General features: G+C 70.6%; 14 protein-coding genes. 10 read left to right on the forward strand and 4 right to left on the reverse strand.

Translation table 11 applies throughout. The annotated features are described in order from the left end of the window. Positions 1-213: 213 nt before the first annotated feature. From FNH04_RS26225 to FNH04_RS26235, 3 genes are all read left to right on the forward strand, one after another. The gene (locus FNH04_RS26225) at positions 214-1,239 is read left to right on the forward strand and encodes an ABC transporter permease (protein WP_152788263.1); all 1,026 of its coding nucleotides are present in this window, start codon (positions 214-216) and stop codon (positions 1,237-1,239) included. After that, positions 1,236-2,072: an ATP-binding cassette domain-containing protein gene (locus tag FNH04_RS26230; RefSeq protein ID WP_152788264.1), complete on the forward strand. Its 837-nt coding sequence runs from the start codon at positions 1,236-1,238 to the stop codon at positions 2,070-2,072. Before FNH04_RS26225 ends, FNH04_RS26230 begins: the two co-directional genes overlap by 4 nt. Positions 2,073-2,166: 94 nt before the next feature. Beyond that, a complete protein-coding gene (locus FNH04_RS26235) occupies positions 2,167-3,198 on the forward strand; it encodes a LacI family DNA-binding transcriptional regulator (RefSeq protein ID WP_152788265.1) in 1,032 nt (343 codons plus the stop codon). 31 nt (positions 3,199-3,229) lie between these two features. Here the strand turns inward: FNH04_RS26235 and FNH04_RS26240 are convergent, their stop codons facing one another. Further along, positions 3,230-4,417 carry an ABC transporter substrate-binding protein gene (locus tag FNH04_RS26240; protein ID WP_152788266.1) on the reverse strand — a complete coding sequence of 396 codons (1,188 nt, stop codon included), beginning with the start codon at positions 4,415-4,417 and terminating at the stop codon, positions 3,230-3,232. Positions 4,418-4,587: 170 nt separating this feature from the next. Next, the gene (locus FNH04_RS26245) at positions 4,588-6,039 is read right to left on the reverse strand and encodes a gamma-aminobutyraldehyde dehydrogenase (protein WP_152788272.1); all 1,452 of its coding nucleotides are present in this window, start codon (positions 6,037-6,039) and stop codon (positions 4,588-4,590) included. Positions 6,040-6,249: 210 nt separating this feature from the next. Here FNH04_RS26245 and FNH04_RS26250 point away from each other — a divergent pair, with 210 nt between their 5' ends. The 7 genes from FNH04_RS26250 to FNH04_RS26280 all read left to right on the forward strand — a co-directional run bounded on the left by FNH04_RS26250 (position 6,250) and on the right by FNH04_RS26280 (position 13,089). Next, on the forward strand, positions 6,250-6,798 hold the full coding sequence (locus tag FNH04_RS26250) for an Lrp/AsnC family transcriptional regulator (RefSeq protein WP_322723907.1): 549 nt from the start codon (positions 6,250-6,252) through the stop codon (positions 6,796-6,798). Beyond that, entirely contained in the window at positions 6,783-8,210 is a 1,428-nt protein-coding gene (locus FNH04_RS26255) for an aspartate aminotransferase family protein (protein WP_386574811.1), read from the forward strand. The genes FNH04_RS26250 and FNH04_RS26255 overlap by 16 nt, the downstream gene beginning before the upstream one ends. Before the next feature lie 198 nt (positions 8,211-8,408). Further along, positions 8,409-9,146 carry an ABC transporter ATP-binding protein gene (locus FNH04_RS26260; protein WP_152788267.1) on the forward strand — a complete coding sequence of 246 codons (738 nt, stop codon included), beginning with the start codon at positions 8,409-8,411 and terminating at the stop codon, positions 9,144-9,146. After that, complete coding sequence (locus tag FNH04_RS26265) at positions 9,128-10,543, forward strand: hypothetical protein (RefSeq protein WP_322723911.1); 1,416 nt, start codon at positions 9,128-9,130, stop codon at positions 10,541-10,543. Before FNH04_RS26260 ends, FNH04_RS26265 begins: the two co-directional genes overlap by 19 nt. 142 nt (positions 10,544-10,685) lie before the next feature. Beyond that, on the forward strand, positions 10,686-11,093 hold the full coding sequence (locus FNH04_RS26270; protein WP_152788268.1) for a VOC family protein: 408 nt from the start codon (positions 10,686-10,688) through the stop codon (positions 11,091-11,093). Between the two features lie 24 nt (positions 11,094-11,117). After that, entirely contained in the window at positions 11,118-12,239 is a 1,122-nt protein-coding gene (locus tag FNH04_RS26275; protein WP_322723912.1) for an LOG family protein, read from the forward strand. 154 nt (positions 12,240-12,393) lie between these two features. Continuing rightward, positions 12,394-13,089, forward strand: a complete 696-nt coding sequence (locus FNH04_RS26280; protein WP_322723914.1) for an LAETG motif-containing sortase-dependent surface protein — start codon at positions 12,394-12,396, stop codon at positions 13,087-13,089. Positions 13,090-13,213: 124 nt separating this feature from the next. Here the strand turns inward: FNH04_RS26280 and FNH04_RS26285 are convergent, their stop codons facing one another. Continuing rightward, complete coding sequence (locus tag FNH04_RS26285; RefSeq protein WP_152788270.1) at positions 13,214-14,029, reverse strand: maleylpyruvate isomerase family mycothiol-dependent enzyme; 816 nt, start codon at positions 14,027-14,029, stop codon at positions 13,214-13,216. Between the two features lie 10 nt (positions 14,030-14,039). Next, the coding region (locus FNH04_RS26290; RefSeq protein ID WP_152788271.1) for an ABC transporter ATP-binding protein at positions 14,040-14,728 on the reverse strand (689 nt) is incomplete at its 5' end.

The raw sequence follows: 14,728 nt of genomic DNA on the forward strand, positions 1-14,728 counted from the left end.
CAGCCTCCACCCCTCAGCGGGGCGGCCGCCCCTCCTCCCCGACCCAGGGACGGCCGCCCCCTCGTTCCCTTGTCCTCCGACGGGGACGGACACCGACATCCGTTCTCCGACGGAGACGGGCGAGAACATCTGTCCTCCGGCAGGGGTGGGCAAAGACATCTGTCCTCTGACGGGGGACGGACAAGGACATCTGTCTTCCGACAAGGACTGCTCATGACAGCCACGACCACACCCCCGAGCACGCCCCCGAGCGCGTCCTCGCCGTACGCCGACCTCAAAGCACCGACCACGGCCCGCCGACTGCTCACGGCACCGACCACCGGACCGCTGGCCGCCCTCCTCCTGGCCTGCGTCTTCTTCTCCCTGACGACCGACCAGTTCCTCACCGGCGGCAACTTCTCGCTGATCATCCAGCAGGTCATGGTCGTCGGCACCCTCGCCATCGGACAGACCCTGATCATCCTCACCGCGGGCATCGACCTGTCGTGCGGTGCCGTGATGGCGTTCGGCAGCATCGTGATCGCCAGGATGGCCGCCGAGGGCTCACTGCCCCCGCTCGCCGCCATCGCCCTGGGACTGGTCGTCTGCGGCGGCTTCGGGCTGCTCAACGGGCTGCTGGTGCAGAAGATCCCGCTGCCGCCGTTCATCGTCACCCTCGGCATGCTCAACGTGGCGTTCGCGCTGACCCACATCTACTCCCAGGAGCAGACGGTCACCAACCTGCCCGGCCCACTCACCGCGCTCGGGCAGACCTTCCCGCTCGGCTACACAGACGTCACCTACGGCTCCCTGGTCACCATCGCCCTGTTCCTCCTCCTCGCCTACGCGCTGAGCAACACCGGCTGGGGCCGGCACGTCTACGCGCTGGGCAACAGCCCGGAGGCGGCCCGGCTGAACGGCATCCGCACCTCCCGCCTGACCATCGGCGTCTACACCGTGGCCGGCGTCCTGTACGGCATCGCCGCCCTGCTGCTCATCTCCCGCACCGGAGTCGGCGACCCCCAGGCCGGACAGACCGACAACCTCGACAGCATCACCGCCGTGGTCCTCGGCGGCACCAGCCTCTTCGGCGGACGCGGTTCGGTCCTGGGCACCTTCATCGGCGTCCTCATCGTCGGTGTCTTCCGCAACGGCCTGCAGCTGATGGGCGTCGCCTCCATCTACCAGACCCTGATCACCGGAGTCCTGGTCATCCTCGCGGTGACCGTCGACCAGATCTCCCGGAAGAAGGCCCGATGAGCACCGCCTCCTCCCCCACCCCCGTGCTGCAGGCCCGCGGTCTGGTCAAGCGCTACGGCCATGTCACCGCCATCGACGGCGCCGACTTCGACCTGCTGCCCGGCGAGGTCCTCGCCGTCATCGGCGACAACGGAGCCGGCAAGACCAGCCTGATCAAAGCCCTCACCGGAGCACTCACCCCCGACGCCGGCGAGATACGCCTGGGCGGCGAACCCATCACCTTCAACGGTCCGCAAAGCGCCCGCGCCCACGGCATCGAGACGGTCTACCAGGACCTCGCCGTGGCCGCCTCGATGGACATCGCCTCGAACATGTTCCTCGGACGCGAGCTCCGCCGCCCCGGCGTCCTCGGCAGTGTCCTGCGCATGCTGGACAAGAAGCGCATGCGCGAGGAGGCCGCCGAGCACATGGCCGACCTGAAGATCGGCCTGCGCTCGCTCACCCAGGCCGTCGAGACCCTCTCCGGCGGACAACGCCAGGCCGTCGCCGTCGCCCGCGCCGTCGCCTGGGCCCGCAGCGTCGTCGTCATGGACGAACCCACCGCCGCCCTCGGCGTCAAGGAATCCGGTCAGGTCCTCGACCTCATCCGCCGCGTCCGCGACAAAGGCATGCCGGTCGTCCTGATCAGCCACAACATGCCGCACGTCTTCGAGATCGCCGACCGGATCCACGTCCACCGCCTCGGCCGGCGCGCCGCCGTGATCAAGCCCTCCGACTACTCCATGGCCGAGGTCGTCGCCATCATGACCGGCGCACTCGCCGTCGACGAGGCCGGAGGTACTGTCGTCGCGGATTCCGAGGCGGCCAAAGCCGCGGGAGTCCAGGCCACCTGACGACACGACGGAAACACTCACGGGTTCCGGCCGGGCCGCGCACCGCCGCCGTGGCCCCGGCCGGAACCGACGAGCACAGGAGACACGTACCTCCATGGCAGCGAACCGCCGCCCCACCCTGGCAGACGTCGCCCGAGAAGTGGGTGTCAGCGCCAAGACGGTCTCCCGCGTCCTCAACGAGGACGGCCCCGCCTCGGCCCGGACCAGGGAACAAGTCCTCGCCGCCGTGGCCAAACTCGGCTTCCAGCCGAACCTCATGGCCCGCAACATCCGCGTCGGCGGACCCGACACCACGATAGGCCTGGTCATCCCCGACCTCGCCAACCCCTTCTTCGGAGCCGTGGCCCGCAGCATCGAGGACACGGTCCGCGACCGCGGCCTGACCCTGCTCATGGGCTCCTCCGCGGACGACCCCGACCGCGAACGCGCGCTGACGGACACGTTCCTCGCCCGCCGCATCAGCATCCTGATGGTCGTGCCGTCCGTCGGCGCCACCCACTCCCACCTCAAGACCCACCGCGCCACGGGCCTGCCCGTCGTCTTCCTCGACCGCCCGGGAACGGGCCTGGCCACGGACAGCGTCGTCAGCTCCAACCGCGCGGGCGCCCACGACGGCGTCGCCCACCTGATCGCCCACGGCCACCGGCGCATCGGCTTCATCGGCGACCTCCCCACCAAGCTCTACACACGCCGCGAACGCCTGGCCGGATACCGTACGGCCCTGGAGGAAGCCGGCCTCCCCCACGACCGCTCCCTCATCACCAACGCCCATGACCAGCACGGGGCTTCCGCCGCCACCTCCCAGCTCCTGGGCCTGGCGGACCCCCCGACCGCCCTGTTCGCCGGCAACAACATCGTCGCGCTGGGCATCGTGGCCGAACTCGCCCGCACCCACCGCAAGGACGTCGCCGTCGTCGCCTTCGACGACGTGGCCCTCGCCGAGGCACTCGAACCGGCCCTCACCGTCGTCGCCCAGAACCCCGAAGAAATCGGCAGAGCAGCAGCGACCACCGCCCTGTCCCGCCTCGACGGCGACCGCTCCCGCGCCCGCAGCACCACCGTCCCCACCCGGCTGATCGTCCGGGGCTCGGGGGAACGGCCCGCTCCGGCGATGCAGGAGGCCTGATCCTCCTCGGGTGCCTGGGCACACCCGCCGCTCACAACCCCACGATCCCGTTCCACCGCTGGGCGAACTCCCTCCGTTCCTCCGACGTGATGTCGCGGGCGACGGCGAGGCGGCGGCGCATGGTGGTGTCGGGGAAGATCAGCGGGTCCTCGGCGAGGGCGGCGGTCTCCTTGTCCTTCGCGGAGGCGAGGACGTCCCGGGCGGCCGGCACCGGGCAGACGTAGTTCACCCAGGCGGCCAGTTCCGCGGCGACCTCGGGGTCGTAGTAGTGGTCGACGAGCCGTTCCGCGCTGGTCTTGTGCCGGGCCAGGTTGGGGATCATCAGGGACTCCGACCAGAGCTCCGCGCCCTCCTCGGGGACGACGAACCGGATGTCGGGGTCGTCGGCCTGGAGCTGGATCACATCGCCGGAGTAGGCCTGGCAGGCGAGGACGTCGCCGTCGGAGAGGTCCTTGATGTAGTCGTTCCCGGTGAAGCGGCGGATGTGGCCGTCCTCGACACGGGCCTCCACCTGGTCGCACATCGTGTGGAAGTCGCCGGCCGTCCAGCGCGTGATGTCGACACCGTCGGCCTGCATCAGCAGCGCGAACGCCTCGTCCAGCCCCGACAGCAGCGTCACGCGGCCCTTCAGGTCCTCCGCCCACAGGTCCGACACCTGCCGGATGTCACGGCCCAGCCTGCGCCGGTGGTAGGCGATACCGGTGATCCCGCACTGCCAGGGCACGGTGTACAAGCGGCCGGGATCGAAGGCCGGGGAACGCAGCTGCGGGTCCAGGTACTCGGTGACGTTCGGCTGGCTCGCCCGGTCCATCTCCTGGACCCAGCCCAGTCGGACGAAGCGGGCGCACATCCAGTCGCTGACGACCACGAGGTCACGGCCGGTGGGCTGATGGTTCATCAGGGCCGGACTGATCTTGCCGAAGAACTCGTCGTTGTCGTTGATCTCCTCGACGTAGTCCACGGATATCCCGGTACGCCGCTCGAAGGCGTCCAGCGTCGGGCGCCTCGACTCGTCGGCGTCGTCCGTGTCGATGTACAGCGGCCAGTTGGCGAACGTCAGCCGCTTCTCCCGCGCCGAGAGATCGGCGGCGGCCCGGTCCTCCGGCGCCACGTACGCGGCGGGCACCCCGCACCCGGCGAGGGCCCCGGCCACCGTGCCACCCCCCAGGGTGCGCAGCAGGGAGCGACGGGAGAGAGGGACGGTCTGTGCAGGGGGCATCCGGGAAGGATGCCGCTGCGGTACGGGGTCGGGCAACGGCCACCTCACCCGGGGAAGGCCGGGGAGGCGCCCGAGCCCCTCACGGAGAGGACAACGCGGGCCCGGACGGCTCGTCTCCCGCCCGCACCCGCGCGCCTGATGGCCCGTCAGCCCGTCAGCCCGTCAGCCCGTCAGCCCAGCGACGTCATCACATGCTTGATCCGCGTGTAGTCGTCGAACCCGTACGCCGACAGGTCCTTGCCGTAGCCGGACTTCTTGAAGCCACCGTGGGGCATCTCCGCGACCAGCGGGATGTGTGTGTTGATCCACACGCAGCCGAAGTCGAGGGCCTTGGACAGCCGCATCGCGCGACCGTGGTCCTTGGTCCACACCGAGGAGGCGAGGGCGTACTCCACACCGTTCGCCCACTCGATGGCCTGGGCCTCGTCCGAGAAGGACTGGACGGTGATGACGGGCCCGAAGACCTCCTTCTGGATGATCTCGTCGTCCTGCTTCAGACCCGAGACGACGGTCGGCGCGTAGAAGTACCCCTTCTCGCCGACCTGGTGTCCGCCCGCCTCGACCTTGGCGTGGGCGGGCAGCCGCTCGATGAAGCCGGAGACCTGCTTGAGCTGGTTCGGGTTGTTGAGCGGCCCGTACAGGACGTCCTCGTCGTCCGGGTGACCGGTCTTCGTCTCCGCGGCGGCCTTCGCCAGCGCCGCCACGAACTCGTCGTGGACGGACTCCTGGACGAGGACGCGCGTGGCGGCCGTACAGTCCTGGCCCGCGTTGAAGAAGCCCGCGACCGAGATGTCCTCGACGGCCTTGGCGATGGCCGCGCTGTCGAGGTCATCGAAGACGACGACCGGCGCCTTGCCGCCCAGCTCCAGGTGGACCCGCTTGAGGTCCTTGGACGCGGACTCGGCGACCTGCGCGCCCGCGCGTACGGAGCCGGTGATGGACGCCATGGCCGGGATCTCGTGCTCCACCATCAGACGGCCGGTCTCGCGGTCGCCGGTGATGACGTTGAAGACGCCCTTGGGGAGGATCGCACCGACGATCTCGGCGATCAGGACCGTCGAGGCGGGCGTGGTGTCGGACGGCTTGAGCACGACCGTGTTGCCCGCGGCGATGGCCGGGGCGAACTTCCACACCGCCATCATCATCGGGTAGTTCCAGGGAGCGACCTGCGCGCAGACGCCGACCGGCTCACGGCGGACGATCGAGGTCATGCCCTCCATGTACTCGCCGGCGCTCCGCCCCTCCAGCATGCGGGCCGCGCCCGCGAAGAAGCGGATCTGGTCGACCATCGGCGGGATCTCCTCGGTACGGGTCAGCCCGACCGGCTTGCCCGTGTTCTCCACCTCGGCCGCGATGAGCTCCTCGGCGCGCTCCTCGAAGGCGTCCGCGATCTTCAGCAGGGCCTTCTGCCGCTCGGCGGGGGTCGTATCGCGCCAACCCGGGAAGGCCCTGGCCGCTGCCCGCATGGCGGCGTCGACGTCGGCCTGCCCGGACAGCGGCGCCGTCGCGTAGGCCTCGCCGGTCGCCGGATTGACGACCTCGGTGGTCCGTCCGTCGGCGGCGTCGCGGAATTCGCCGTCAATGTAGTTGCGTAGCTCGCGCAGCTCGCGCAGCCGACCCATCTCGGTGCTCACTGCCGGCCCTCCAAGTCCTGATGTCCCGGATCCGGGACGGTGCGGGTGTGGTCGGTGTCCACTCTCTGAGACACCACCCTAATCCGCAGCCCCACGTTTTCAACACCCCCGCCACCTCAATGGCTGCGAAATCCGTAGAGTTCCGTAGCACAAACAACGGATTTCATTGGTTGATCCTTGCGGAACTGTTGACTCCTCGTGCACAGTGAGCTCGTGGCACCTCGAAGCGCAGACCCCAGGGACTCACAGGACACCCGCGAGTCCAGGCCAGGCTCCCGGACGGACTCCAGAAACGGCGCTCCGCACCTGGACGCCGTCTCCCTCGCCATCATCGAGCAGCTCCAGGAGGACGGCCGCCGCCCGTACGCCGCGATCGGCAAGGCGGTCGGGCTCTCCGAGGCGGCCGTACGCCAGCGCGTCCAGAAGCTCCTCGACCAGGGCGTGATGCAGATCGTCGCCGTCACGGACCCGCTCACCGTGGGCTTCCGCCGCCAGGCGATGGTCGGCGTCAACGTCGAGGGTGACGTGGAGACCGTGGCCGACGCGCTGAGCGCCATGTCCGAATGCGAGTACGTGGTGATGACCGCGGGCTCCTTCGATCTGATGGTGGAGATCGTCTGCGAGGACGACGACCACCTCCTGGAGGTCATCAACAAACGCATCCGGGCCGTCCCCGGAGTGCGCTCCACCGAGAGCTTCGTCTATCTGAAACTCAAGAAGCAGACCTACATGTGGGGAACCCGATAGCCGTGAGCACCGACAGTTCCAAGGACACCGAGGCCACCAAGGACACCCAGGGCGCCAAGGACCTCAGCCGTACCGCGTACGACCACCTGTGGATGCACTTCACCCGCATGTCCTCGTACGAGGACTCCCCCGTCCCCACCATCGTCCGGGGCGAGGGCACCCATATCTACGACGCCCGGGGCAAGCGGTACCTCGACGGCCTGGCCGGTCTGTTCGTGGTCCAGGCGGGTCACGGCCGCACCGAACTCGCGGAGACCGCGTTCAAGCAGGCGCAGGAGCTGGCGTTCTTCCCGGTGTGGTCCTACGCCCACCCGAAGGCCGTCGAACTCGCCGAGCGCCTCGCGCACCACGCGCCCGGCGACCTGAACAAGGTCTTCTTCACCACCGGCGGCGGCGAGGCGGTCGAGACCGCATGGAAGCTCGCCAAGCAGTACTTCAAGCTCACGGGCAAGCCCACCAAGCACAAGGTCATCTCGCGCGCTGTCGCCTACCACGGCACCCCGCAGGGCGCCCTGTCCATCACCGGCCTGCCCGCCCTCAAGGCCCCCTTCGAACCGCTGGTCCCGGGCGCGCACAAGGTCCCGAACACGAACATCTACCGCGCCCCGATCCACGGCGACGACCCGGAGGCCTTCGGCCGCTGGGCCGCCGACCAGATCGAACAGCAGATCCTCTTCGAAGGGCCCGACACGGTCGCGGCGGTCTTCCTGGAGCCCGTACAGAACGCCGGCGGCTGCTTCCCGCCCCCGCCCGGCTACTTCCGGCGGGTGCGCGAGATATGCGACCGGTACGACGTACTGCTGGTCTCGGACGAGGTCATCTGCGCGTTCGGCCGGCTGGGCACGATGTTCGCCTGCGACAAGTTCGGCTACGTCCCGGACATGATCACCTGCGCCAAGGGCATGACCTCGGGCTACTCCCCCATTGGCGCGTGCGTCGTCTCGGACCGCATCGCCGAGCCCTTCTACCAGGGCGGCAACACCTTCCTGCACGGCTACACCTTCGGCGGCCACCCGGTGTCCGCGGCGGTGGGCCTCGCCAACCTCGACCTGTTCGAGCGCGAGGGCCTGAACCAGCACGTGCTCGACAACGAGGCGGCCTTCCGCGCCACCCTGGAGAAGCTGTACGACCTGCCGATCGTCGGCGACGTCCGCGGCAACGGCTTCTTCTACGGCATCGAGCTCGTCAAGGACAAGGCGACCAAGGAGTCCTTCGACGCCGAGGAGACCGAGCGGATCCTCTACGGCTTCCTGTCGAAGGCGCTCTTCGACAACGGCCTGTACTGCCGCGCCGACGACAGAGGCGACCCGGTCGTCCAGCTCGCACCGCCGCTGATCTCCGACCAGGGGACGTTCGACGAGATCGAGCAGATCCTGCGGGCCACGCTCACGGAGGCGTGGACCAAGCTCTGACCAGGCCGCCTTCGCTCCGCTGATCAGCAGGGCCCCGGTGGCGTCCGTTCGAGTGAGAATGGGCGCCCCGGGGCCGCGTGCTGTCCGGCCCCACCGCCCCGAATACCTAGCGTGCCCAGTGACCGATCGGTCCTGCCTTCGTTCCCCCGGACGGGGGACTCCCCACGGCAATCCTGATCTGAACCGAGGTGTACGCCCATGGTGGCCCCGCCGGACAACGACGTGCTCTGGGCACGTGGCCTGACCCACGCACACGACGGCTCGCCCGCGCTTCACAGCGTGTCGCTCGGCGTCCGCGACGGCGAGATCCTCGCCGTCAGCGGTCCGCGCGGCAGCGGCAAGACCACGCTCCTGCGGTGCCTGTCGGGACAGCTCCTGCCGCAGGAGGGCGAGGTCTGGTTCAACAGCACGCCCGTCCACACCATGGGCCCGCTCACCCGCGAACGGCTGCGCCGCGACCGCTTCGGCTGGATCGACCCCGAACCGGCCCTCGTCCCCGAGCTGACCGCCTGGGAGAACGTGGCCCTGCCGCTGATGCTGCGCGGCTTCGGCCGCCGGGCCGCCAAGACCGCCGCGCTGGAGTGGCTGCAGCGCCTCGACGTCGGCGGCTGCGCCCGCAAGCGCCCGTACGCCCTGCTGCACTCCGAGCGCCAGCGCGTGGTCGTCGCCCGCGCCCTGGTCGGCTCCCCCACCGTGCTCTTCGCGGACGAGCCCACCGCACCGCTGCACCGCGCCGAGCGGGGCCATGTGCTGCGTACCCTCACCGCGGCGGCCCGCTCGCACGGCATCACGGTGGTCCTCGCCACGCACGACCCGGAGACCGCCGCGCTCGCCGACCGCACGGTGTCGCTGCTGGACGGCCGGCGGGTGAGGACCGTGCACCTCCCCCAGCCCGCCGAGACGGAAGGCCGGGCCGCGTGCTCGCTCTCCGTCTAGCCCGCGGCGCCCACCCGGTCGTCCATCTGCGCCGCGCCCTGGTCACCGTGGCGTCGGCGGGCACGGGCTTCCTCCTGCTGTGCGCGCTGGGCCACGCGCTGGCCCACCCCTACGCGCCCGCCGGTTCCGCGCTGCGGCTCGCCTGGTGCGCCGTACCGCTGGCGACCACGGTGTACTTCGCGGTGGCGGTCGCCCGTACGGATCCGGGAACGCGCCCTCGCCCGGGCCTCGCGGCGATCGGTCTCGGCCCGGGCCGCCTGATGGCCGTCTCCGCGGTCACGACGGCTCTGTCCACCACGCTCGGCTCGATGCTCGCGCTGCTGTTCTTCCTGCATCTGCGCGGCGATCTGACGGGCCTCCCCTTCGACGGCCACGCGGCCGACGTCCTGGCCGCCGACCGGCACCTGCCCGTGCCGGCCACGCTGACGCTGCTGGCGCTGGTACCGGCGACCGCGTCGGTGACGACCGCCCTGAGCCTGCGCCCGCGGGGCCGCCGGCCGGAAGACGCGGGACGGACGGCAGACGGACCGAAGGCGGTCTGGCGGCGAGGCCGAGGCACACGGGAGAAGGACCCCGCGCATCCGGGCGGCACGGACGGGCGGCAAGCCGGACAGCGGGACCACGGGGAAGACCCGGACAGCAGCGGAGCCCCCGCCCGTGCCCGTCGCGGCAGCACCGGCTCGCACGCCCTCTCCGAGGCGCTGGCGCTGTGCTCCTCCGGCACGTCAGCCCCATGGACCGGCACCGTCCCGGACCCGGAGCAGGACCCCTACCGCTCCACCGCGCCCCAGCCCGCCCCCGGCGGCCTCCCCTGGGGCGTCGCCGTGCTCGCCGCCGGTCTGGCCGTAGAGATGTACGCGAGCCGCTACGGCACCGCCCCCGGTCTCGCACTCCCCGGCGGCTCGGCGGGCGGACCGGCCGGAGTGCTCGGCGGCTGGGTGCTCACGGCCCTGGGCCTGATCCTCGCCGGGCCCGGGCTGACCCACCTGTGCGGGCAGGTGCTGCAGGCCGTACGGCCGGGGGCACTGCGGCTGCTCGCCGGGCGCGTCCTGCAGGAGGAGGCGCGGCGGATCGGGCGCCCGCTCGGCGTGGTGTGCGCGGTGGCCTCCGGCACGTACGCCATGGCAACCGTGTACTCCGGTGCGCGCCCCCACGTGGGCCCGCTCACCACCCTGGGCGCGCTGCTGGTGACCGGCTGCGCGGTGCTGACGCTGGCGACGGCCGCGCTGGAGGCCAGGAACGCGCGCGCGGAGACCACCGCGGCGCTCCTGCGGCTCGGCGCGCCCGCCACCGCCCTCCGCGCCGTGGCCCTGCTTCGGGCAGGCGCCCTGTTCGCCGTGTTCGGCCCGCTGACCTGGACGGTCGCGGAGCTGGCGGCCACACCGCTGACACCGTGAGGGCCCACGGATGACACCGTGAGGGCCCACGGAGCCGTACGAGGAAAAGTCGCACGAAAAAATCCGCGATCGGCGATGAGTTCCGGGCGGCGCCCCGGTCTACCCCTCCGAAACGGACCGAGACCAACGGGAGAGACCTCACATGTACCAGCAGATGATCTTCGTGAACCTGCCCGTGAACGACCTCGACGCCTCGAAGAAGTTCTTCACGGAGCTCGGCTACACGATCAACCCGCAGTTCAGCGACGAGAACGGGGCCTCGGTCGTGATCAGCGACACCATCGTGGCGATGCTTCTGACCAAGCCGTTCTACGCGACCTTCACGCAGAAGGAGATCGCGGACGCCACGAAGACCAGCGAGGTGCTGCTGTGCCTGAGCGCCGAGAGCCGCGAGAAGGTGGACGAGCTGGTCGAGAAGGCCGTCGCCGCGGGGGGCACCGCGTCGGAGAAGGTCCAGGACATGGACTTCATGTACGGCCGCGCCTTCGACGACCTCGACGGCCACACCTGGGAGGTCGTGTGGATGAACCCGGATGCCATCCAGGGCTGAGGGCCGCTGTGCCAGCATGGGCGGGTGCAGACGAGCCCTGCCCATGCGGCCCACCACGACGACCGTGAGATCGAGACGCTCGAGGAGTTCGACGCGACCGTCTCGGCCCGCGGCACCCTCGCCGGATTCCGCGTCCAGGCCGTCGACCTGACGGACCGTACGCGGGAGTTGCTCTCCACCGACACCTCGGGGGCCGTCTTCCTCGGCTGCCCGATGCGTCAGGACGCGGCGGTGAAGATCCGCGCCGACGGCGCCCTGGTCTTCCCACCCGTTCCGGGACTGCCCTTCGACCCGTACCGGGGTCATCTCTACACGCCCGACGAGCTGTTCGCCTCGCTCGACAAGGGCTACGAGGAGACGCCGGACGCGCTCTCCTACGCCTGGTTCCAGCGCACCAAGGCCGACGGCGACATCTACGCCTCGATGCTGCGCGCCGTCCACGACGACTCGGTCTCGGACGCCCTGGACGAACTCCTGCGCGGGGCGCGGGTGGTGGGCGTGATGGGCGGTCACAAGATGGCCCGCGGAACGGAGGAGTACGAGGGCGCCGCCCGCCTGGGGCGCGCGCTGGCCCGCTCCGGCTTCACGGTGGCCACGGGCGGCGGCCCGGGCGCGATGGAGGCGGCCAACCTGGGCGCGTACGCGGCGCCGTACGACGGCGCGATGCTGACCGACGCCTGCCGGCTCCTCGCGAAGGCCCCGTCGTTCACGCCCTCGATCACCGACTGGGCGCGGTGCGCCTTCGAGGTGCGCACCCGCTGGCCCAAGGGCAACCACTCCGTCGGGATCCCCACCTGGTTCTACGGCCACGAGCCTCCGAACGCCTTCGCCTCCCACATCGCCAAGTACTTCGCCAACGCCACCCGCGAGGACGGCCTCCTGGCCCGGTCGAACGCGGGTGTCGTGTTCCTCCCCGGCGCGGCCGGCACCGTACAGGAGATCTTCGACAACGCGACCCCGAACTACTACGAGTCCCGCGGAGAACCCACCCCCATGGTCCTCGTGAACCGCGCCCACTGGACGGACCACCTCCCCACGTGGCCCCTCCTGAAGTCCCTGGCCCGGGACCGGTCGTTGGAGTCCCGGATCGCGCTGGTGGACCGGATCGAGGAGGCGCCCGAGGCGCTGGAGCGGCTGGGTGGCTGAAGGGCTTGCGAGTTGAGGAAGTGACAAAGCCAACAGCCGGGGTACTCCACCGGATTGACAGTACTTACGGCGCCCTTATAAACCTGTGAGCCACATGGGGTTACAGCTGTCACACATGTATCCCTCACCCCCGCATTTCCCGTGAAGGGCAACCGTGTCCATATCTCCACGCACCGCACGATCCGTGCGACTCCTGGGTGTTGTCTCCGCCTCCGCCGCGCTGGTGCTCGGTGTCGCGGGCAACGCCATGGCATGCACCATCGCTGACTTCTCGGCCAAGGCCGAGTGCGACGCCAAGGGCAAGGGCGTCATCAGCGTCACCGACGTGGACCCGCTGGGCGTCACCGCCGAGGTCACCGTCTATCTGGAGAACAACGGGGCGGACGAGCGGCTGGTCGGCACCCAGACGATCGAGGACTCGACCGCCAAGGGTGTCACCGTCACGTTCTCGGAGGACTGGAAGCCGAACGCCGAGTACCGCATCCACGTCAAGGCCGAGGGCTATGTCGACGAGGACATCAAGCCCAACCTGACCACGCCGTCCGAGGCCTGCAAGAAGAACTCGGACAAGCCGCCGGCCTCGGAGACCCCGAAGTCGCCGACCAAGCCGTCCACCCCGGCCGACACCGGCAAGGACACCGGCAACGACACTCCGTCGGACTCGGAGAGCACCACCCCGGCACCCTCCGGGAACGGCAACGTCCCCTCGCCCGAGGGCGATTCGAACCTCGCCGAGACCGGCGCCGACTCCAACACCCCGGTGATCGCCGGGATCGCCGCCGCCTTCGTCGCGGTCGGCGCCGGCTCCATCTACTTCGGCATGCGCCGCCGCGGGGCCTCGTCCCGCTGACGCGCTCGCGGTCGTACGGCGCGTACGGCGTGCCGCCCTGAGGCCCGCCCTCTCGACCAGGGGGCGGGCCCCTCGCCCACCCCGGGACACCGAGGCGTACCGGGACACCGAGGCGACCGGGGCTTCATCCGAACGTAGCCCGCTCCAGCCAGAACTCCAGCAGTTCGCGCTCGCCGAGCACCTCCAGCCGCTCGTCGTCGAGCGGAAGCCGGCGGTAGAAGGCGAGCAGCACCTCGGTGAGCGGTCCGCGCAGCGCGACCGTCGCCTTCTCGTGTCCCCGGCGCCGGACGAGGCCCCGCTCGGTGAGTTCGACAACCCATTCGGCGTCCAGCCCGGCCGGGGCGTCGGTCGCGTGCAGGTGGATGCTGCGGCCCGGCCCGCGCAGTTCGCCCGACGGGTCGCCCGGCATCGTCCGCTGCGCGAACTCGACGATCTCCAGCCACTCGTCGATCGCGTCGGCGGCGATCTCCGGAGCCACCTCGTACGGCAGCCCGGCCGCGAGGGTCGCGTCCGCGCGGTGGATCGTGATCTCGTTGACCATCCGCCGGGCCCAGAAGCCCGAGGTCCGCTCCCAGCCCCAGGTCCACACATCCGTGTCGGGCCCGGCGGCACGCACCGTGCGGACGACCATGTCCCCCGTCTCGGCGAGCCACGCGTCCAGCGCGGCCGGATCACCCCGTTTCTCCGGACCCTCGTAGCCCGGCACCTCCGCCTCCGGTACTTCCTCCCGCGCCCGGCTCCGCACGTTCAGCTCCACCCAGCGCAGCGCCCCGCCCGTGTGCCGCACCAACTGCTCCAGCGACCAGTCCGGGCAGGTCGGCACGGTCGCCGAGAGATCGGCACCGGAGGTCACCACGGCTCTCAGCTGCCGTAACTGCTTCTCGATCTCGTCGCAGTAGCGGTCGTGGCGGGCATCGCGGTCGTCTCCGAGAGGCGTCATGGTCCGCACCCTAGGTGGCCGAAGAGCCTCCGAGCACGACAATTTCAGCTGCGTCGAACGCCACCCCGACCTCGTCCCCGGGCTCCGGAGCCTCCCGCAGCGCACAGGCCGCCTCAAGGCGCGGCGCGTCCTCCGGTTGCAGGTGTACGGCGACATGGGTGCCGCGGAACGTCCTTGCCGCCACGGTGCACGGCAGCCCCTCCGCGGTTTCCACGAGCCGTACGCCCGCGGGCCTGACCAGCAGCGTGGTCGGGCCCTGCGGCGCGCCCTCCGGCACGGGCACCTTGCCCCACGGGGTGTCCGCGACCTGACCGCTCACGGTCGCCCCCACCACGTTGTCGAAGCCGAGGAAGCGTGCCACGAACTCGTCCACCGGCCGCTGCCACACCTCAAGGGGCGTACCCGACTGCGCGATCCGCCCGTCCCGCATCACCACGACCCGGTCGGCGAGCGCGAACGCCTCGCCCTGGTCGTGCGTCACCGCGAGCACGGTCGTACCCAACTCGCTGAAGAGCTCGCGCAGTTCGACCACCAGCCGCTCTCGCAGCGACCGGTCGAGCTGGCCGAGGGGTTCGTCGAGCATCAGCAGCCGGGGCCTCGGAGCGAGCGCACGGGCGAGCGCGACACGCTGCTGCTCACCGCCGGACAGGGAGGCCACGGCCCTCCGCCCCGCCCCCGGCAGCCCGACCAGCTCCAGCA

The organism is Streptomyces phyllanthi (assembly GCF_009377205.1).
Taxonomy (GTDB): Bacteria; Actinomycetota; Actinomycetes; order Streptomycetales; family Streptomycetaceae; genus Streptomyces; species Streptomyces phyllanthi.